This window comes from Devosia rhizoryzae, from assembly GCF_016698665.1.
In the GTDB taxonomy this organism is placed as follows: domain Bacteria; phylum Pseudomonadota; class Alphaproteobacteria; order Rhizobiales; family Devosiaceae; genus Devosia; species Devosia rhizoryzae.
Genome location: NZ_CP068046.1, coordinates 1167620 through 1187489 on the forward strand (window position 1 = coordinate 1167620; position 19870 = coordinate 1187489).

19 protein-coding genes are annotated in these 19870 nt (G+C 61.1%); 7 read left to right on the forward strand and 12 right to left on the reverse strand.

The window, feature by feature from the left end:
• The first annotated feature begins 47 nt into the window (after positions 1-47).
• The gene (locus tag JI748_RS05845; protein ID WP_201635901.1) at positions 48-2180 is read left to right on the forward strand and encodes a ComEC/Rec2 family competence protein; all 2133 of its coding nucleotides are present in this window, start codon (positions 48-50) and stop codon (positions 2178-2180) included.
• On the opposite strand, the gene JI748_RS05850 is transcribed toward JI748_RS05845, so the two are convergent.
• Genes JI748_RS05850 through JI748_RS05865 form a run of 4 tightly spaced genes read right to left on the reverse strand, consistent with a single transcriptional unit; the run spans position 2149 to position 6498 of the window.
• The gene (locus JI748_RS05850) at positions 2149-4104 is read right to left on the reverse strand and encodes a beta-galactosidase (RefSeq protein WP_201635903.1); all 1956 of its coding nucleotides are present in this window, start codon (positions 4102-4104) and stop codon (positions 2149-2151) included. The two genes, JI748_RS05845 and JI748_RS05850, sit on opposite strands and share 32 nt — an antisense overlap.
• Positions 4105-4114: 10 nt before the next feature.
• Positions 4115-4990, reverse strand: a complete 876-nt coding sequence (locus JI748_RS05855) for an SMP-30/gluconolactonase/LRE family protein (protein WP_201635905.1) — start codon at positions 4988-4990, stop codon at positions 4115-4117.
• Positions 4987-5598, reverse strand: coding sequence for a 2-dehydro-3-deoxy-6-phosphogalactonate aldolase (locus JI748_RS05860; RefSeq protein ID WP_201635907.1), 612 nt, complete (start codon positions 5596-5598; stop codon positions 4987-4989). The genes JI748_RS05855 and JI748_RS05860 overlap by 4 nt, the downstream gene beginning before the upstream one ends.
• A gap of 9 nt (positions 5599-5607) precedes the next feature.
• Positions 5608-6498 carry a 2-dehydro-3-deoxygalactonokinase gene (locus tag JI748_RS05865; RefSeq protein ID WP_267911613.1) on the reverse strand — a complete coding sequence of 297 codons (891 nt, stop codon included), beginning with the start codon at positions 6496-6498 and terminating at the stop codon, positions 5608-5610.
• Positions 6499-6801: 303 nt separating this feature from the next.
• Here JI748_RS05865 and JI748_RS05870 point away from each other — a divergent pair, with 303 nt between their 5' ends.
• The 5 genes from JI748_RS05870 to JI748_RS05890 all read left to right on the forward strand — a co-directional run bounded on the left by JI748_RS05870 (position 6802) and on the right by JI748_RS05890 (position 10610).
• A complete protein-coding gene (locus JI748_RS05870; RefSeq protein ID WP_201635911.1) occupies positions 6802-8610 on the forward strand; it encodes an IlvD/Edd family dehydratase in 1809 nt (602 codons plus the stop codon).
• A 137-nt stretch (positions 8611-8747) separates the two neighbouring features.
• On the forward strand, positions 8748-9131 hold the full coding sequence (locus JI748_RS05875) for an NADH:ubiquinone oxidoreductase subunit NDUFA12 (RefSeq protein WP_211200736.1): 384 nt from the start codon (positions 8748-8750) through the stop codon (positions 9129-9131).
• Positions 9132-9165: 34 nt separating this feature from the next.
• Positions 9166-9558 (forward strand): DUF2155 domain-containing protein, encoded by a 393-nt coding sequence (locus JI748_RS05880; protein ID WP_201635915.1) that lies wholly within the window; start codon positions 9166-9168, stop codon positions 9556-9558.
• A 112-nt stretch (positions 9559-9670) separates the two neighbouring features.
• Positions 9671-9985: a hypothetical protein gene (locus JI748_RS05885; RefSeq protein WP_201635917.1), complete on the forward strand. Its 315-nt coding sequence runs from the start codon at positions 9671-9673 to the stop codon at positions 9983-9985.
• 130 nt (positions 9986-10115) lie between these two features.
• Entirely contained in the window at positions 10116-10610 is a 495-nt protein-coding gene (locus tag JI748_RS05890; RefSeq protein ID WP_201635919.1) for a GyrI-like domain-containing protein, read from the forward strand.
• Here JI748_RS05890 and JI748_RS05895 read toward each other — a convergent pair.
• The 6 genes from JI748_RS05895 to JI748_RS05920 all read right to left on the reverse strand — a co-directional run bounded on the left by JI748_RS05895 (position 10607) and on the right by JI748_RS05920 (position 15312).
• A complete protein-coding gene (locus JI748_RS05895; protein WP_267911607.1) occupies positions 10607-11377 on the reverse strand; it encodes an APH(3') family aminoglycoside O-phosphotransferase in 771 nt (256 codons plus the stop codon). The genes JI748_RS05890 and JI748_RS05895 overlap by 4 nt on opposite strands.
• Complete coding sequence (gene aat / locus JI748_RS05900) at positions 11374-12006, reverse strand: leucyl/phenylalanyl-tRNA--protein transferase (RefSeq protein ID WP_201635923.1); 633 nt, start codon at positions 12004-12006, stop codon at positions 11374-11376. Before aat ends, JI748_RS05895 begins: the two co-directional genes overlap by 4 nt.
• A gap of 38 nt (positions 12007-12044) precedes the next feature.
• Positions 12045-13391: an acetyl-CoA carboxylase biotin carboxylase subunit gene (accC, locus tag JI748_RS05905; RefSeq protein ID WP_201635925.1), complete on the reverse strand. Its 1347-nt coding sequence runs from the start codon at positions 13389-13391 to the stop codon at positions 12045-12047.
• Positions 13392-13403: 12 nt separating this feature from the next.
• The gene (accB, locus tag JI748_RS05910) at positions 13404-13904 is read right to left on the reverse strand and encodes an acetyl-CoA carboxylase biotin carboxyl carrier protein (protein WP_201635927.1); all 501 of its coding nucleotides are present in this window, start codon (positions 13902-13904) and stop codon (positions 13404-13406) included.
• A gap of 31 nt (positions 13905-13935) precedes the next feature.
• Positions 13936-14373: a type II 3-dehydroquinate dehydratase gene (aroQ, locus tag JI748_RS05915; protein ID WP_201635929.1), complete on the reverse strand. Its 438-nt coding sequence runs from the start codon at positions 14371-14373 to the stop codon at positions 13936-13938.
• Positions 14374-14457: 84 nt separating this feature from the next.
• Entirely contained in the window at positions 14458-15312 is an 855-nt protein-coding gene (locus tag JI748_RS05920; RefSeq protein ID WP_201635931.1) for a DsbA family protein, read from the reverse strand.
• Between the two features lie 141 nt (positions 15313-15453).
• Between JI748_RS05920 and JI748_RS05925 the strand changes: the two genes are divergently transcribed.
• Positions 15454-16605 (forward strand): pyridoxal phosphate-dependent aminotransferase, encoded by a 1152-nt coding sequence (locus JI748_RS05925; protein ID WP_201635933.1) that lies wholly within the window; start codon positions 15454-15456, stop codon positions 16603-16605.
• Here JI748_RS05925 and JI748_RS05930 read toward each other — a convergent pair.
• Both JI748_RS05930 and JI748_RS05935 read right to left on the reverse strand, forming a co-directional pair.
• Positions 16602-16967 (reverse strand): DUF423 domain-containing protein, encoded by a 366-nt coding sequence (locus tag JI748_RS05930; RefSeq protein WP_201635935.1) that lies wholly within the window; start codon positions 16965-16967, stop codon positions 16602-16604. The two genes, JI748_RS05925 and JI748_RS05930, sit on opposite strands and share 4 nt — an antisense overlap.
• Before the next feature lie 52 nt (positions 16968-17019).
• Complete coding sequence (locus JI748_RS05935) at positions 17020-19695, reverse strand: Rne/Rng family ribonuclease (RefSeq protein WP_201635937.1); 2676 nt, start codon at positions 19693-19695, stop codon at positions 17020-17022.
• Positions 19696-19870 lie beyond the last annotated feature (175 nt).

Genomic DNA, 19870 nt, shown 5'->3' on the forward strand with positions numbered 1-19870 from the left:
GCCCGTGTGTAGCATAGGCGGGAGTGAGCGCAAGGGCGGGGGCGTGCGTGGCGAGCGAGCAGACATTGGGAAGTGCGGTCAGCCCGGCACGCCAACAATGGCCGCCGAACGCCGTGGCCGCTTCGCCAGTCTGGAGCTTGTCCCGAAGTGTTCGCCAGGCGATCCTCACGGCAACGGATAATCGCCGTCTTTTTGTTCTGCTGCCGTTCAGCCTTATCGCCGGACTGACGATCTATGCCGTGCTACCCGCTGAGCCTGCCCCGGAGCTCTTTGCGCTTGGCACAGCACTAATGCTGGGCAGCTTGGCGTTGGCTCTCTGGCAGCGGTCATTGAACCAGCTCCGATGGGCAACGCAGCTCGCGGCGCTCTGGCTCGGCTTCTGTCTGCTGCCGATCCATGCCGCCTTATTTGGCACATCCATGCTCGCCTATCCGGCCTATGGCATTTACGAGGCGCAGGTCGACGAGATCATTTCCTCGGATGGCGAGGAGCGGCGGCTGGTGGCCTCAAATCTTGTACCGATCGGAGACTCGCGACCTATCGATATCCGGCGCGCGCGGTTGCTCTTGCCTGCCGATGTCGATCTTCAGCCCGGCGACCGAATGCGGGCAGAACTTCGGCTGGCTCCCATCCCCGGGCCAGTCTTGCCCGGGGCGCATGATAGCCAGTTCCATTCCTACTTTATCGGCATCGGCGCTTATGGATCGGCGACCGGCTCTGTGGAGCGGATCAAGGAAGGGGAGACGGTCAATCTGGGCCGGCAGGTACAAGCGCTGCGCGACCGTATAGCGGCACGCATCGATGCTGTGCTCGAAGACGATACTGCTGCAATTGGCAAGGCCATGGTGGTGGGTGATCAGAGCGGCATCAGCGACGAAATCCGGGACGTGATGGCTGCTTCGGGCCTTGCACATATCTATTCTATCTCTGGTCTGCATTTGTCGATCGTCGCCGGCGGCGTGTTCTGGTTGGTTCGCCTATTGCTGGCTTCGGTACCGCTGCTGGTGAGTTGGCCGGCAAAGCACATCGCCGCAGTTGCGGGCATTATCGCAGCGTTTCTCTACCTGCTACTGGCAGGCGGAGTGGACAACGTGCCAGCATTTCGATCGACGTTGATGCTGGCGCTGATCTTTGGTGCCGTGCTTGCGGGTCGCCTGGCGTTGACCATGCGCAATGTTGCGATTGCGGCGATCCTGATCATTTTGATCGATCCGGCCAGTGTCTTCCGCCCCAGCTTTCAGCTGTCGTTCGCCGCCGTGGTCGGGCTGATTGGTATTTATGAAATGCCACAGCGCTGGGGAAATGCCGCGGGCGGTGGCGTTGGCCGGCTGGCCCGGACCGTGGCGGCCACGGGTTGGACGAGCCTCATCGCGGGCGCGGCTACGCTTCTGTTTTCGGCCCATCACTTCCAGCAAACATCGCCGCTGAGCGTCGTGGGCAATGTGCTGGCCCTGCCTTTCGTTGGGCTGGTGATCATGCCCTTTGGCGCTCTTTCCGTGCTGCTGATGCCGTTTAACCTTGAAGCACCGGCTCTACTGCTCATGGGATGGGGTATCGACCGGATGGTCGATGTTGCTGAACTGGTAGCCGGCTGGAGCGCGGGCATAACCGGTAACCCGCTACTTTCCGGTTGGACGCTTGTCTGTGGCCTTGGCGCCCTCGCGTGGTTTTCCTTTTTCGAAAACCGGTGGCGCCTACTGGGTCCGGTCGTGGCGGCCGCGCTTATCCTGATCTTGGGTTTCGATTCCCGTCCCGACGTCCTGATCTCGGACACGACGCAAGCAGTTGCGGTTCGGGATGGAGACGGCATGGCGCTGGCGACGGGCCGGACTGGAAGTTTCGCTGTCGACGTCTGGAGCCAGAACTACCAGACAAAAATCGCCGCGGTGCATAGCGGCGCGCGGTGCGACAGTCTTGGCTGCATCGTGCGGACGCCGGATTATTCGATTGCGATCGTTGCCAATGCTGCGGCCTTTGCCGAGGATTGCGGCACGCATGACCTGGTGATTGCCCGCGTATATGCACCGGCAAATTGCAATAAGGATGGTGTCTTTATCGGTCCGTCCAAACTCCGCTACGGCGGAGTGCACTGGCTGAATTGGGACCAGAATACCGGGCGGTTTGACGTCCGCCCGGCAATCCCTAATTCTACCCGGCCGTGGCGAGTTTCACCACGGTAACGCCCGCCGCAGGGATGTCTGCGCCGCCGACGACATAGGCGGTTTCGTCATCTGCCTTGGTCAGCATTTGGGCGGTGGCACCGTAGTTGACATAGATGCGGAAGCCGCCGCGGACGCGGCAGCGAACGCCTGCCGGAATTGTCAGGACCGGCATGTTGGCCTCGGCGATGAGGTAATCGGCGACGCGCTGCATCAGCGCCCGATCGCCGCTGGCGGTGAGATAGAAGACCTTGCCCTGCGAGACCAGCACGGGCACGCCTTCGACATCTTCCATGACGACTTCGGCACCGCCCTCGATCTTTTCGCGCCAGAGGCGGGCTGAGCCGCCGCCCTTTACAGGCACTTCGATGCCAGGCGGAAGGCTATCGACGCGGGAGACCTTGAGGTCGAGCAGGTTCTGCGGAAGATCAGGCCCGAGCCGCGCGGGGAACGAGAAATTCTGCGTCTTCGATCCCGTCCGCGGGCCGAGCAGTAGATGACCATCGAAATCGCTGATTGCTTCGCGCAGTTCGTCGGTCCAGGCAAAAAGCCCCGGGATGGCAACGATGTCGAAGCCGTCGAAGGTCTTGGTCTTGGGAGACAGGATCTCCACGTCGAGCCCGTGCTTGCGGAAGGCGGCGTAAAGGGCCCGCACATGGGTGCCGTGCTTGAAGCCTGCTGCTTGCGGCTGGACATCCCAAGCCCATTCGCTCTGATAGTCGAACACCAACGCAATGCGGCCCTTGGCAGCCGTGCCGCCAATGCCGGTGGCGGCAAGTTCTTCGGCGACCTGCTTAGCCTCGAAATAAGCAGGAGCCGGCTCGCGATCGGGACGGTGCAGACCCGCATGCATTTGTTCTTGTGCAAAGGGCGCCTGACGCCAGCGGAAATAGGAGACCACTTCCGCGCCGTGCGCAAAGGCCTCCCATGCCCAAAGCCGGGCCATGCCGGGCAGGGGATCGGGGTTGGCTTGCGCCCAATTTACCGGGCCGGGCTGCTGTTCCATGATCCACCAGCGGCCGTGGCCAACGGTTCGATAATGGTCGTGATGAAAGGCGGCGTTGTCCGGATCGCCCTGGCGCAGATAGGCGCGCTTGGTTTCTTCCGGTTCGTCGCTCACCGCCAAGTGGCCGATCGGATAGGAGTCCCAGCTGGCGACATCGAGGGTTTCGGCCACGTCGTAATGGTCGAACTCGGTGTAGCGGCTCATGAAATTGTGGATCACCGGAAGGTCGGGACGCGCCGCCTTGAGGATGTCGTACTGAACCTTGTTGAAGGCTGCGACCTGATCGGAGCTATAGCGCCGGAAGTCGAGATCATGGATCGGCAGGACTTCGGTGACAGTCAGGTTTGGCAGCTCGATCTGATCGAACCTATTGTAGTCCATCGACCAGAACACCGTGCCCCAGGCCTGGTTCAGCGCCGCGATCGTCCCGTACTTGTTTTCGAGCCAAAGCCGGAAGCCGTCCAGGGCCGCCGGCGAATATGAATAGGTGGTGCCGTGGCACCCATATTCATTGTCGGTCTGCCAGCCGCCGAGGGCAGGGTGGTCGCTCAACGCATCTGACAGAATGCGAGTGATGCGGGCGGACTCTTCGCGATAGCCGAGATGGGAGAAGTCGTAGTGGCGGCGTGAGCCAAACCCCTTCCGCCGGCCCTGCGCATCGACCGCGAGCATGTCCGGATGCTTGTCGATCATCCAGCGCGGAGGCGTAGCGGTAGGTGTGCCGACGATGACCTGGAGGCCCTGACGGCCCAGCACATCCATGGCGCGGATCATCCAGTCGAGCTGCAGGTCGCCCGGCGTCGGCTCGAGCTTTGACCAAGCGAACTCGCCGATCCGCACGACCTTGATCCCGACCTCGGCCATGCGTGCGGCGTCGCTTTCCCACCAGTCCTCGGGCCAGTGTTCAGGGTAGTAGCAGACGCCGATCGCGGGGTTCATTTGGGTCAACTCAGAGTTTGATCTTGGCTTCCGGCAAGCCGGCAACATCGAGGTCGATAAAGAAGATGCCGCCGGCGACCTTTTCCTCGGCCAACTGTTCAGGCGACAGATTTTTGTTGGCGGTGCTTAAAAACAGGCGCTTCAAGTCAGGGCCACCAAAAGCAGGGCAGGTGACCTGGCTGACTGGAACTTCGATCGTGCGATCGACGCTGCCATCCGGTGCGAAGCGAATGACGCAGGAGCCGCCCCAACGGGCGTTCCAGAGGTAACCTTCGCTGTCGACCACGGCACCGTCCGGATGTCCGGGCAGATCGGAGGTATCGGCAAACAGTGTCCAATCGCCGAGCGGCAGGCCCGTTTCCGGATCGGTTTCGCGGGTAAGGATGCGGCTGGTTGGGGTGTCGGTCCAATAGGCGCGGCGACCATCAGCGGTGAAGCTCGTCGCATTCGGAATGGCGGCATCGGCGATGATCCGCTGCAGCTTGCCCGCCAGGTAATGGTAGACGGCGCCGTCCTTGGGGCCTTCGTCCTTGACCATGGTGCCGATCCAGAAGGCGCCCGATGGATGAACGCGGCTGTCATTGCCGCGATTGGTCGGCACGTCGCGCTCGAGATCAAAGAAATGCTCGACGGCGCCGGACTGCAGGTCGAGACGCTTGAGGCCGGTTTCGCCAACGAGCACCAAGGTGTCACGGTCGACGATGGCGATGGCGGCCATCATCTCGTCGAAAGCCCAGCTTTGCTGGATTTCGCCATCGGCAGAAGCGGCAAAGAGTTCCTTGTTGTTGATGTCGACCCAGAACAGTTGCTGACGTTCGACGTGCCAAACCGGGCCTTCACCTAGCGCGCATTGGCTGTCCACAAGAAGCTGCGCAGTCTGGGTCATTGTGGACGTCCTTTGTCATATGCCGCCACGGCAAGCGCCGCACGCTCCGCGACGTCGCCGGCGCTCATGCCGGGCTTGAAGATATAGGTGCCGAGGCCGAAGCCGGCGCAGCCGACGTCGAAGAACTCATGGAAATTGTCAGGGTTCGCCCCGCCAACGGCGTAGAGGGGCAGGGCAGGCGGCAGCACTGCTTTCATCGCCTTAATGCCCTTGGCGCCCAGCACTTCCGCCGGAAAGAATTTTAGGCCGGTGGCACCGGCACGAATAGCGGCGAAGGCATCGGTGGGGGAAAAGACGCCGGGATAGGATTTCAGCCCAAGCCGAACTGTTTCGCTAATGACGGCTGGGTTGGTGTCGGGCGAGACGATAAAGGTGCCACCGGCACCCGCCACGGCGCGCACATCTTCTTCGGTGAGCACCGTGCCGGCCCCGATCTCGGCGCGATCGCCAAGCGCTGACGCGGCGCGACCTATGCTGTCGACAGCGTTGGGAGAGTTGAGCGGTACCTCGATGAGAGTGATGCCTGCGTCGACCAGCACTGTGCAGATCGGCACGGCTTCTTCCGGCGTGATGCCGCGCAGGATCGCGATGATATGGCGATGATCCATTGTTATTTCCTAGTTTGCCGCGGCTCGCGCGGCTTTAAGTCCGGCCAGCACGACATCGGTCGCATCCACCGGCTGACCTTTGGCTCCGGCCATGTTCAGAACCCGTTCATAGAGCCTAGCCAGGCCTGCCGATCCTATGAGCGGCACAGCATCGGTTCCGATCTGGTTACGGTTCGCCGCAATCTCCGTTCCAATCAGAAGCCCGGAGAGGTATCCGGCGCACCAATCCGGTCCGTGGCCTGAAAGCAAGGATGCTGCTCGAACACGGAACAGCTGGCCCAATAGGTCTGCAGGCTTTGACAGCCCATCCTCGGCACCGGCGCTGAAGCCGTCATCCCGCGCAGGCCCATCGAGAGGTCCGTTGAGCGAATGGCGGAGCACGGAGTGCGTCTTGAGAAGCTCGAACATCTCCCCGGTCATTGCGGTCGAGAAGTGCTCGATCCTTGTGCCGTGCAACAGCACCCATTTCGAGTGCGTCCCCGGCATGCAGACCAGCCCGTCATAGCCAGGCATCAGCGACGCGAGCCCGAGTAACTGCGTTTCCTCGCCCCGCATGACGTTCTCACCACCCTGGCGCTGGCACACACCGGGAAGAATGGACACGCGCAAGCCGGAGTTTGGCATCGGCGGGTGCACTGCTCCCGCTGCCAAGCCACGCAGGTCAGTGGGGGCGTCGAGGTATGGCGCTTCGAGCCAACCCTGGCGTGCGCCAGCCATGCCGCAAATCAGAACGTCTGCCGCTGAGCTCTCAACGCCGAGTTCGGCCGCTACTGCGTCTAAGGCATCAGGGAATTTGCCCGGCGAAAGTTTTCCCATTCCCCTGTCCGAAGTCGCAGACGAGGCGACATCACCGTTTTGGTCCACGGCCCAGGCGCGCAAATTGGAAGTGCCCCAATCCACCGCGATCCATGCGACATTATCCGTCAATCTTATTCCTCGCCTCAGCGCAGCAGATGCGGCGCGACCCTAAGCGGCACGGATTAATTATGCCAGTGCGATTCCCTGCCTGCTCGACCACCGCTTATCGTGAAGCGGATAAGGGTGCCGCCACTCCGGTAAGATTGGCCGCTACAGAAATCAGATCGCCGCAAAACAATTGTATGATTTTTTGCGCCAAGCGCATTCCCTCTGCCGTTCATCGTGCTAAAACGATCCTCAGAAGGCCCCTCGTGTTCGCGTTGCGGACCAGCAAGGATAATCAAAATGACTGCAGAGAACGGCGGCACCGCCGGCCGCAAGCTACGCTCGCGTGCGTGGTTCGATAACCCCGACAATCCGGACATGACCGCGCTTTATCTCGAGCGCTACATGAATTACGGCGTGTCGCGCGAGGAACTGCAGTCCGGCAAGCCGATCATCGGCATTGCCCAGACCGGCTCGGATCTCAGCCCCTGCAACCGCCACCATATGGTGCTCGCCGAGCGTGTTCGCGAAGGCATCCGTGAAGCTGGCGGCATCGCCATCGAATTTCCGGTGCACCCGATCCAGGAAACTGGCAAGCGTCCGACTGCGGGTCTTGATCGCAACCTGGCCTATCTCGGCCTTGTGGAAGTGCTTTACGGCTATCCGCTCGACGGTGTCGTGCTGACGATCGGTTGCGACAAGACCACTCCGGCCATGCTGATGGGCGCTGCAACCGTCAATATTCCCGCCATCGCACTGTCGGTCGGCCCGATGCTGAACGGCTGGCACAAGGGCGAGCGGACCGGTTCAGGCACGATCGTCTGGAAGGCGCGCCAGATGATGGCGGCCGGCGAGATCGACTATCCCAAGTTCATCGAGCTCGTGGCTTCGTCTGCTCCGTCGACCGGCTATTGCAACACGATGGGCACGGCTTCGACCATGAACTCGCTGGCCGAAGCGCTGGGCATGCAGTTGCCCGGCTCTGCCGCCATTCCGGCGCCATATCGCGATCGTCAGGAAATGGCGTATCGCACCGGTCAGCGCGCCGTGCAGATGGTGCACGAGGACCTCAAGCCCTCCGACATCCTGACCAAGGAAAACTTCCTCAACGCCATCGTCGTGAATTCGGCGATTGGTGGCTCCACCAATGCGCCGATCCACATCAATGCCATCGCCCGTCACATCGGCGTCGATCTCAATATCGATGAGTGGCAGGAGCACGGGCACAAGGTGCCGCTGCTGGTGAACCTGCAGCCCGCCGGCGAATATCTCGGTGAAGACTACTACCATGCAGGTGGCGTGCCTGCAGTGGTCAACGAGCTGATGAAGCAGGGCCTGATCCACGAGAATGCCCCCACCGTCAACGGCAAGACCATCGGCGAGAACTGCCGCTCGACCACCATCGAGGATGACAAGGTCATCCGGCACTTCGACAATCCGTTGAAGGCCGAAGCCGGCTTTCTCGTGCTGCGCGGCAACCTCTTCGACAACGCGATCATGAAGACCAGCGTGATCTCTCCGGAGTTCCGCGAGCGCTACCTTTCGGATCCGGTGCATCCGGGCATGTTCGAGGGCAAGGCCGTAGTTTTCGATGGTCCCGAGGACTACCACCACCGCATCGACGATCCGTCGCTCGAGATCGACGAGAATACTCTGCTGTTCATGCGCGGCGCCGGTCCGATCGGCTATCCGGGTGCTGCCGAAGTCGTCAACATGCGGCCACCTGACTACCTCATCAAGAAGGGCATTCATTCGCTTGCCTGTATCGGTGACGGCCGCCAGTCGGGCACGTCCGGATCGCCGTCGATACTTAATGCATCGCCGGAAGCGGCGGCAGGCGGCAACCTTGCCATCCTGCGCACCGGCGACCGTGTCCGCATCGACCTCAACAAGGGCGACGCCAACATCCTGATCTCGGACGAGGAAATTGCGTCGCGCCGTGCCGCGCTGGAAGCGGACGGTGGCTACAAGTTCCCGCGTCACCAGACGCCATGGCAGGAAATCCAGCGCAATCTCGTGGACCAGCTGGGTAGCGGGGCCGTCTTGCGGCCGGCCGTCAACTACCAGCGCATTGCCCAGACCGAAGGCATTCCGCGCGATAACCACTAACCGACAAGGTGGCTGCCGAGCATCTTGGCAGCCACCGACCATCACAGAAGCGAACAAGCTCTAGGCTCACTCGCCGAGCCATGCTAGATCGCTGGCAATTCGCCAACTTTCGGAATCGTGACGTGGCCAAACCCGGTATCAAGCAGTTCCTGACCGAAATCTTTTCCTGGTGGAGCGGCAATACCTGGGGCACGCGCCTTTGGGTCAAGCGTTTCGGCTCCTATGTCGGCTCGGACGAGTTCGGCAATCGCTACTACCAGGACAAGAAGGCGAACCGCCGCTATGTGACCTATAACGGTCCGGCCGACGCATCCGCTGTTCCGCCGGGCTGGCGCGGCTGGCTGCATCACACGCATGATGTTGTGCCGACAGACAGTACTTACGTCGCGCGCGACTGGCAGAAGCCGCATGTCGCCAATCAGACCGGCACGGCAAACGCTTATCGTCCCGATGGCAGCCTGCTCAACAAGGGCGAACGTCCGCGTGTCTCCGGCGACTACGAAGCCTGGTCGCCGGAATAAGGCTAAGCCTTTGGTCTCGATAGTGAAGCTTTCGATGCGGCCGCTGTTGGCAGCGGCTGTGTTGGCTGCTGCGTCGCCGACGATGGCGCAGCCGGTGGCCAATCCGGTGGCGACTTTTGCCGGTCTCGACAAGATCACGGGCCGCATCACGCGCTTTGACGTCTACATCGATGAAACCGTGCTTTTCGGCGCGCTCGAGTTGACGCCGCGCGCCTGCTACGATCGGCCAGCTAATGACACGCTGCAACGATCATCGGTCTTTCTCGAGGTAGACCAGCGCAGCCTTGACGGTAGTGCCGACCGCATCTTCACCGGCTGGATGTTTGCCGATGCTCCGGCGCTGAACGCGGTGGACCATGCCGTTTATGATGTTTGGCTGATCGAGTGCAAAACCTCGACAAGTGTGCCGCCGCCGGACCAGCGCTAGCTGATTTTTATTTGGGCGCAGTCCGGCATCTGATTCGCTCCGTGGCGCATTATTGCGCTCGAACGCCCGCTCCGTTTTGGAGCGGGGCGCCCAGGCAAGCCAAGGAGCGACCATGCCGGCACGTTTTACAACTCTCAACAATGCTATCAGCAAAGGCCTTTCGTCGATGGCTGCCAAGAGCGCGGTTAGCCAGATCGAGTATTGGGAAGAGCAGCTCAAGGACGTTGATGTCACAGGCGTCAAGGGTATCCAGGGCGATCTTCATTCGCTCAAGAGCAAGCTGACCGCCAACGATATCGATGGCGAAGCCGTCAAGAAGGTCCTCGCCTCTCTTGCCGAAAAGACCAAGAATATCAGCGGCCGTGTGGAAGACGAAAAGGTTTCCGAACAGCTGGCCGGCGTCGCCGAAGGCCTGGAACAGGCCTGATCGGGATTGATGCCCGCCTCGCTGGTCGAGGCGGGCGGCGCCCCCAAATTTATGCGAAGGCGTGTCTAAGAGCCAAGATTTCGCTCGTCTCGTTTCGCAGTAGCGATGATGCTGACGAGGAGGACGATCAATGCTGACTCTGCCAAAAATCACAGAGCGGACCGCCCAGGCTTATATTTACGTGCCGTTCACGGTGCGAATGAACCAGATGCAAAAGCCGGCAAATGAGGGCTTTCCGCAGGTTTTTGCATATATCAACCAGCATGGGCTCACGCCGATCGGCGAAGCATTCTACAATTATCGTCGCATCGATATGTCATCGACGCTCGATGTCGAAGCAGGCATCGCCGTGACAGCGGCAGGCCCAGAAGGCGGTTCGGTTCGCAACGGCGTTTTGCCGGCTGGCCGGTTTGTCGAGCTGAGCTATACCGGTCATCCTGATCAGCTCATGACCGTCACCGGCATGCTGATTGGCTGGCTCAAAGAGACCAATCAGAAGCTAGACGTCGACGAGAAGCCGGACGGCGATCATTTCGCTTGCCGGCTCGAAATCTACGAGAGCGACCCGGATGTTGTGCCAGACATGAACGATTGGGTGACCACGCTGGCATTCAAGCTGGCCTAGAACAGCTCATCGAGGGCGCAGTAGAAGCGATACTGCGCCTCGTCCCATTCGGCGCCATAAGCGGCAAGAAAAGGGGCGACATGCTCTTCGCCGATGTTGAAGATGATAGATCGGCAGGCGAGTGCCAGGTCCTGCCAGACACCAGCAGTACCGACGCGGCCGCAGTCGATGAAGCCTGAAAAGCGATCATCAAGGGCCATGATGTTGGGCGTTGAAGCATCGCCATGGGTGACGATCTGAGTGCCCTCCGTGGGACGGTTGGAATAAAGCCAGTCGAGCACTTGCTGTGTCGTCCAGCCTGCACGTTCATCGTCGAAGTCGGCTTCATCGATCAGGATGGCGTCGACACGCAGCTTCGCGGCGGCGAGGCGGGCTTCGATGTTGTGATCGAAGGGGCACTGGCGCGGATCAAGTGCGTGGATGCGCTTAAGACCCTGTGCATAGATGCGGACGAAGTCGGCAGGCCAATCCGTGTAGTGCGTCAGGTCTTCGCCGGGAACGGCAGGCATCAGCAGCCAATGGCGGCCGTCAGCCTCCAGAGCCTCGACGACGCGCGGTGCTTTGAAGCCCATCCTGGTCAGCCAGTTGAGCCGCTCGATTTCGCCTGGCAGTTCGGCAAATGGACCAACTGGCTCGGACTTGAGGAAGACCGACGTCTCGGCGCTAAGCTCGATGCGCCAAACCGCGGCGCCGGACTCACCGACAGTGATTTTGTCCATTGGGCGCTCTGCCAGGCTGGCCAGTGCTTGGGGTAGGATAATAGTCATTCATTATTGTCCCAGGCGTGCCAATCGGCAGAGAGTGAAGTGGCGCGGCTCAGACGATCCTCGTATTCGGCACGCGGTATTTCGATCCCGCCGAGCGAGGCAAGGTGATCGGTGACGAACTGAGTGTCGAGCAACTGGAAGCCGCCGGCATCCAGCCGTTCTACGAGATGTGCCATAGCCATCTTGGAGGCGTCGGTGCGGCGGTGGAACATCGACTCGCCGAAGAATGCAGCGCCGATCGCCAGGCCATAGAGGCCGCCCACGAGTTCACTGCCTTCCCAGACCTCCACCGTATGCGCATAGCCGCGTCGGAAAAGCTCGCCATAGACTTTTCGAATGGTGCCATTGATCCAGGTCGTGTCCCGGTCGGTACCGACGGTGGCACAGCCTTCGATGATGCCGTCCCAATCGGTGTCGACGCGAACGGTCCAGCCTGACTTGCGCATGGCCTTGCGCAAGCTCTTGCTCACGTGAAAGCCATCGAGCGGCATGATCCCGCGCATTTCAGGGCTGACCCAAAAAAGGTCCTCGTCGGCCGCATCTTCAGCCATGGGAAAGATGCCGGCGCGGTAAGCGCGCAGGATCAGCTCAGGCGTGATTTCGACGGCGAATGGATCGGGGCGGGACATGGGAAAGAGATAAGGGGCGCCGACGCGCCCCCCAATGTTCAGACCTTGTTGTTGGCCAGATAGTTTTCCAGCCAGTGGATATCGTAGTTACCGCTGATGATGTCCGGCTCCTTGATGAGGCGTTGGAACAGGGGCAGGGTAGTCTTGACGCCATCGATGACGAATTCGTCCACCGCACGACGCAGGCGCTGCAGGCACTCTTCGCGCGTACGCCCGTAGACGATCAACTTGCCAATCAGCGAGTCGTAGTAGGGCGGGATTTTGTAGCCTTGGTAGACTGCGGAATCGACGCGGATGCCGACGCCGCCTGCCGGGTGGTAGAAGGTGATGGTGCCGGGCGATGGCGCAAAGGTCTGCGGATCTTCGGCATTGATGCGCACTTCGATAGCGTGGCCGACGAAGTTGACCTTGTCCTGCGTCATCGAAAGGGTTTCGCCCGAGGCAACGCGGATCTGTTCGTAGACGATGTCGATGCCGGTAATGCGCTCGGTGACGGGGTGTTCCACCTGGAGGCGGGTGTTCATTTCGATGAAATAGAACTCGCCGTTCTCGTAAAGGAACTCGATAGTCCCTGCGCCGGAATACTGGAGCTTGCGCATTGCGGCAGCACAGATATCGCCGATGCGATCGCGTTCTTCGACGGTGATGGTGGGGCCGCCGGCTTCTTCCCAGACCTTCTGATGGCGGCGCTGCAGGGAGCAGTCCCGGACCCCCAGATGAACGGCATTGCCCTTGCCATCGCCGAGAACCTGGACCTCGATGTGGCGCGGCTTGCCGAGGTACTTTTCCATATAGACGGAATCGTTGCCAAAGGCAGCCTTGGCTTCGCTGCGTGCGGTGGACCAGGCTTCGAGCAGATCGGCTTCGGACTTGGCCACCTTCATGCCGCGACCACCGCCGCCCGCAGTCGCCTTGATCAGGACCGGGTAGCCGATCCCCTTGGCGGTCGAGAGTGCCTCTTCCTCGGTGTCGACGGCACCAGCAGAACCCGGAACGACAGGAATGCCAAGCTCGACAGCCGTCTTCTTGGCCGTGATCTTGTCGCCCATGATCTCAATATGGTGCGCCGAAGGGCCGATGAAGGTGACCTTGTGCTCGGTCAGGATCTTGGCGAAGCGAGCGTTCTCGGAAAGGAAGCCATAGCCGGGGTGAACGGCGTCAGCACCGGTGATCTCGCAGGCTGCGAGGATCGACGGGATGTTGAGGTAACTGTCCTTGGCGGCATTGGGGCCAATGCAGACCGATTCGTCGGCAAGCCGGACATGCATGGCATTGGCGTCGGCGGTGGAGTGCACCGCGACGGTCTGGATGCCGAGTTCCTTGCAGGCGCGCAGGATGCGGAGCGCGATTTCGCCACGGTTGGCGATCAGGACTTTCTGAAACACGAGAAGCCCTCCTTATTCGATGACGACGAGCGGCTCGCCATATTCGACCGGCTGGGCATCGTCGACGAGGATGCGTGTGACGGTGCCGGAGCGATGCGCCGGGATCTGGTTCATCGTCTTCATCGCTTCGATGATGAGGACCGTCTGGCCTTCCGTCACCTTGCTACCGACTTCGGTGAAGGTCGGCTTGCCTGGCTCAGGAGAGCGGTAGGCGGTGCCGACCATTGGCGACGTCAGTGTGCCAGGATTGGAGGCAAGATCTTCGGTCTTGGCTGGAGCCGCGGCAACGGAGCCGGCAGGTGCGCTCGGCGTTGCTGGCGCAGCAGGAGCCATCGGTGGCGCCATGTACTGCATAGGAGCAGGCGCGTAGGCGGGCGCTTCATTGGGGTAGGAACGCGTGACGCGGACCCGAAGGTCTTCCTGCTCGATTTCGATCTCGGCAAGGTTTTCCTTGTTCAAGAGTTCGGCAATGGCACGGATCAGGTCCTGATCCACTTGCGATGACTTGGTCATTCTGTCGGTCTCCCGGCTTCGCGTCGAAGCGTTATTTCAGTTTCTGGGCCAAGGCTTCGAGGGCTAGTTTATACCCCAAGGAGCCGAAGCCGCAAATAACGCCGTAGGCGACCGACGACACATAGGAGTGGTGCCGGAACGCTTCGCGTTGGTGAATATTGGAAAGATGAACCTCGGCAACCGGCAGGTCCGCAGCGCGCAAGGCGTCGTGGATGGCGACCGAAGTGTGGGAATAGGCTGCCGGATTGATCAGGATGGCGTCGGCCATGCCGCGGGCCTCCTGTATCCAGGTGACCAGTTCGCCTTCATGGTTGGACTGGCGAAAGTCGAGGTCGAGGCCAAGCATCTCCGCCGTGGCCGCACACATGGTCTGGATGTCCTTGAGCGTCTCGAACCCATAGGTCTGCGGCTCGCGGGTGCCGAGCAGATTGAGGTTCGGGCCATTGAGGACGAGAACGCGGTTAGCCATGATCAAACCTTGTGCACTGGCAGTTTCGGCCAGTGCAAGGGCGGTTACACGAAATGCACCGGAAAGGCTAGAGACGCCCGCGCCTTAGCTGCATTGTGACTTGCCGCATTCGCGCATGTCGGCAATGCGGGAGCGCAGCTCGTCGGCGCCGATTGCCCCCGGAATGATCTCGTCGCCGATGATGTAGGTGGGCGTGCCGGTAATGCCGAGCGCTTGGGCGATTTCATAGGATTTCTGGATCGATTGGGCCACCGAGGGCTCGCCCATGCGCAGTTCCAGATCAACCTGGCTCAGACCAAGACCGGCAGCCGCAGTAAGCGCGGTTTCCTTGTCCACCTTGCCACGGCTCGAAAACAGTGCCTCGTGGAACTGCCAGTAATCGACGTCTTCCTGGCCGACCAGGACGGCGACGCGCGCCGCATCGATCGACTCGTTGGAAAGGATCGGGAATTCCTTAAGAACGACCTTAAGATTGGGGTCCTCAGCGAGAAGAGCAGCCATATCGGGGAGGGCCGAGCGGCAATAGCCGCAATTGTAGTCGAAAAACTCGACTAGCGTGACGTCGCCTTCGGGATTGCCGAGCACGACATCGGTCGGTGATTCGAAGATGGCGGTGCGGTACTCTGCCAGTGCCGTTCGTGTGGTCTCGGCTTCTTCCGAGCGCATGGTCTCCTCCAACGCAACAGACATGCGTTGAAGAACCTTGGGATCGCTTAGAAGATACTCTTCGATCAACGGGTTGAGCACCGCTGGATCGATCTCTGCGGTCTCGATGGGGGTGGGTTCGGCAGCAGCCCGTTGTTCTGAGAGCACCTGCTCTACGATCGCCCGCACCGCAACTGCATCCATCTCAGGTTCTGGCTGGTTCAACAGCGCAAAGCCGAGTGCACCAGCGAGAATGCCGGCTACGGCGACGAGAACGAAGGACAGGCGATTCATCAGCGGGCTCCAGGACGTGCGGCCTTTTAGCAGACCTTTGTCATTCTAGCAGCCAGTTCTCGATGGGCGCTGCGCCACGATTTCAATTGTAGTTGAGGTCGAAATATCGGTGGGCTAGTTCGGGCTGACGACGGAGACAGCATGACAGACACACAAGATGGAATCAGGCCCTTCCTGGCCATGGATATCCTCAAGCGCGCCAAAGTTCTCGAAAGCGAAGGGCGCAGCATCTGCCACCTTGAACTCGGCGAGCCGGGCCAGCCTCCGGCGCCGGGTGTAATCGATGCCGTTGCCAAGGCGCTGCCGTCGCCGCAGGGCTATACCAATGCCAAGGGGCTGCTTGATTTGCGCCGGCGGTTGTCGCGGTACTATGCCGAACAGCATGGCGTCGATGTCGACCCCGACCTGATCATGGCGACCATGGGCTCTTCGTCCGGGTTCATTCTCGCGTTTCACACAGCCTTCCGACCTGGCGCAAAAATAGCGATAACCCGACCTGGGTATCCGGCTTACGTGAACACTCTGGCGGGGCTGGGTTTTGGCGTCGTCGAGATTCCTGTGCATGCCGCCAATGGCTGGCATCTCACGGGAGCAGAGATCGCTGCAGCGCATGCACGGCAACCATTTGAGGGCCTGCTGTTTGCCAGCCCGGCAAATCCGACGGGAGCATCGGTGGACCGGGCCGGGATGGCCGATATCGTCGAAACCTGTGCGCGCCTCGGCGTTACATTTATCTCCGACGAAATATACCACGGGCTCGACTATCGCGGCCCTTCCGTCAGCGCCCTCGAGCTGACGCGCGATGCGATCGTCATCAACAGCTTTTCGAAATACTACTGCATGACGGGATGGCGGATCGGCTGGATGGTGCTGCCGGACGCGCTGATCCGCCGCGCTGAAATCCTGCAGCAAAACCTCTTTATCTCCGCACCGACCCTCAGCCAGATTGCGGCCACTGCGGCGCTGGACGAGCGCGACTATTCGGAGGCGCAGAAGGCAAGTTATGCACAAAACCGGGCTGTGCTAAGCGCCGGCTTGCGGGAACTTGGCTTCGATCTCCCTAGCCCGGGCGATGGTGCATTCTATGCCTATGCCGGCATCAGCCGTTTCTCTAATGACTCGTTGGCGTTCTGCGAAACCATGCTTGAGCGCGCAGGTGTTGCTTCCGCCCCGGGCGTCGACTTCGACCGTGTGGATGGCAACGGCTTTATCCGCTTCAGCTATGCAGGCACACGGCAGAGCATCGAAGAGGGGCTTGAGCGTTTGAGGGTGTTCCTGGCCGCCGGCGGCTAGGCTTCGCGGTGCTTGATGAAAGCGCCCAAGGCGATCGCGAACCAGCCGGCCATCATCAGGAAGCCGCCGATTGGGGCAGACATCGGGAAGAGGCCATCTCCCGCAAATTGCCGGGTGAGCAGGTCTCCGGCAAACATTGCTGTGCCCATGACAAGGAGAACTGCCGCGGCTGTGGCCGTGCGCAACATGGGCCAAGCGACATAAAGGGCGATTAGCGCTGGAGCGTGGGCGAGGCACATGGCGGAAGCGCTGGCCAGCAGCCGTGGATCGGTACCATGCGAAGCGGCAGCGGCCATGGCGACGCCCGCCAGACCAAATAAACCGGCAGCAAATAGGGTGATCGAGCGGAGCATGATGGCCATTCGCGTCTTCTTCGCAAAAGAGCAGGGCGGCCCGGAGGCCGCCCTCATTGTTCTAGCCTAGGCCGAGGCGGCGCTGCCACCAGCCAGCTTTTTTCTTCGGCGGCTCTTCGCCTTCGGCCGGGGTCTCAGCCGGAGGCGCAGCGCTTGAAGACACGACGACGCCTTCAGGCGGAAGTTCCTTCCTGACGCGACGCGGGCGAGAAGCAGCCTCTTCAGTTGAAGCCTCTTCCTCTGCGGGAGCTTCAACGGCCGGCTGCTCCGCCGGCCCTTCTTCTGCCGCCACAGGCTCGGCAATTGCAGCCTCCGGAGCTGCTTCGGTGGCTTCAGCCTTGGGCTTGCGTGCGCGAGGCTTGCGCTTCGGCTTTTCTTCCGCAGCAGGTTCTTCGGCCGCGGTGGCTTTCACCGGAGTGGTCTCGGCAGGAGCCGATTCTTCGGTCTCGGCGACCTTCTTGCGGCGGCTGCGCTTCGGCTTTTCGACCGGTGCCGGTTCGGCAGCGGCTTCCTCTTCGGCCACGGGAGCCGGGTTCAGCTCGACATGATCCACGATGGCGTCTGGCGAGGCTTCGACAGAGGCATCGGTGGGTTCGGCGGTCTCTTCGGAAGAAGCGGTTGCAGCCACTGCAGCACCATTGTCTTCGCGGCGATTGCGACGTCCGCCGCGGCGGCCACGGCGACGGCGACGGCGGTTTTCGCCTTCGGCATCAGTTTCGCCGGCAGGTGCTTCCTCGCCTTCGTCATCACCAGCGTTGTCGTTGGCTTCGACGGTATCGGCTTCGCCTTCAGCTGCGACTTGCTGCTGCGGACGTTCGCCACCGCGATCCCCGCCACGGCGGCGACGACGGCGACGGCGACGGCCATTGCCTTCGCCCTCGCTGGACTCAGACGCGCGAGCTTCAGTCTCCTCGCCTTCCTCCGCATCCGCCTCGACGTCGATCTCTTCTTCTTCCTCGATGACGTCTTCGATCACGGCGCTATCGACGCGAACGTGGGCCGCGGCGCGCTGGTCGGCATAGGCCACGATGCGGGCTTCGCCCTTTTCGATCATGAACTGGTGGCCCGTCACGGTGCTGTCGGCGGTGATGGTGATCGAGAGCTGATTGCGCGCTTCGAGCATCGACAGCGTGTCGCGCTTGTAGTTGAGGATGTAGAGCGCGACTTCAACCGGCACGCGCACGTTGATCGACTGACCCTGCTTGCGCAACACGTGGTCTTCAATGTGGCGCATGATCATCAGCGCCAGACTTTCGGTGGAGCGCACGAGGCCGGTGCCGTCGCAGATCGGGCACTTGTGAGTCGAGCTTTCGACCACGCCGAAGCGGATGCGCTGACGGCTCATTTCCATGAGGCCGAAATGGCTGATGCGGCCCACCTGGATGCGGGCGCGATCGTCCTTAAGCGCATCCTTGAGCTTGCGCTCGACTGCACGGTTGGAGCGGTTCTCCATCATATCGATGAAGTCGATGACGATGAGACCGGCGAGGTCGCGCAGACGCAGCTGGCGCGCCACTTCGTCGGCCGCCTCGAGGTTGGTCTGGAGCGCGGTGTCCTCGATATTGTGCTCCTTGGTGGAGCGGCCCGAGTTCACGTCGATCGAAACCAGCGCTTCGGTCGGGTTGATGACGATATAGCCGCCGGAGGGCAGGGTCACCGTGGGCGAAAACATGGAATCGAGCTGTGCTTCGATGCCATATTTCGAGAACAGCGGCTGATCATCCTTGTAGAGCATCACGTTCTTGGCGTGGCTCGGCATGATCATCTTCATGAAATCGCGGGCTTCCTGGAAAGCCTCGCTGCCTGCCACGAAGACTTCATCGATGTCCTTGTTGTAGAGGTCACGGATGGTGCGCTTGATAAGCGAGCCTTCCTCGTAGACCAGGCATGGCGCCGAGCTTTGCAGCGTCAGCGTGCGCACCGATTCCCAAAGGCGCATCAAGTATTCGAAATCGCGCTTGACCTCGGCCTTGGTGCGCGAGGCACCGGCCGTGCGCAGGATGACACCCATGCCCTGCGGCACTTCGAGGTCCGAGGTGATTTCCTTGAGGCGCTTGCGATCGGCAGCGTTGGTGATCTTGCGCGAAATGCCACCACCACGGGCGGTGTTGGGCATCAGCACCGAATAGCGGCCGGCCAGCGAGAGGTAAGTCGTCAGAGCTGCGCCTTTATTACCACGCTCTTCCTTGACCACCTGCACCAGCATGACCTGGCGGCGCTTGATGACTTCCTGGATCTTGTACTGATGACGGCGCTGCTGGCTGTAGCGGCGACGTTCCGGCACTTCCTCGAGCGCATCGGCACCGCCGATGGATTCTACCGGTTCGGAGTTCGCAGGTGCCTGCTCGATGTGGCTTTCTTCGCCTTCGGCAGCCTCGGCGTCGGGCTCTTCACTGCTGGCTTCAGCCGGAGCAGGAGCCTCTTCGGCCTCGTCGTGGTGCTCGTCCTCGTGCTCTTCTTCGCGCAGCAGAGCTTCGCGGTCGGCAACGGGGATCTGGTAATAATCGGGGTGAATTTCGCTGAAAGCGAGGAAGCCGTGGCGGTTGCCGCCATATTCAACAAAGGCCGCCTGCAGCGACGGCTCAACGCGCGTTACTTTTGCAAGATAGATATTGCCCCGCAACTGCTGACGCTGGGCCGACTCGAAGTCGAATTCCTCGATACGGTTACCAGCGGTAACGACAATCCGTGTTTCTTCCGGGTGGATGGCATCCACCAGCATTCTTTTGGTCGCCATAATGAACTCCGCGCACCCGCGCGCCCACAAGAGGACGCCGAATAGGCGGCATCCTGGGTGTGGCGCATTGCGGGGCGAATTGGTTGAGAGATAATGGGCGCGAACCTGTCACGTTCAGCGCTCGGGTATTAACGGTCACGGCCGGCATCGAAGGCGAAACAAAACGGCAATCGAC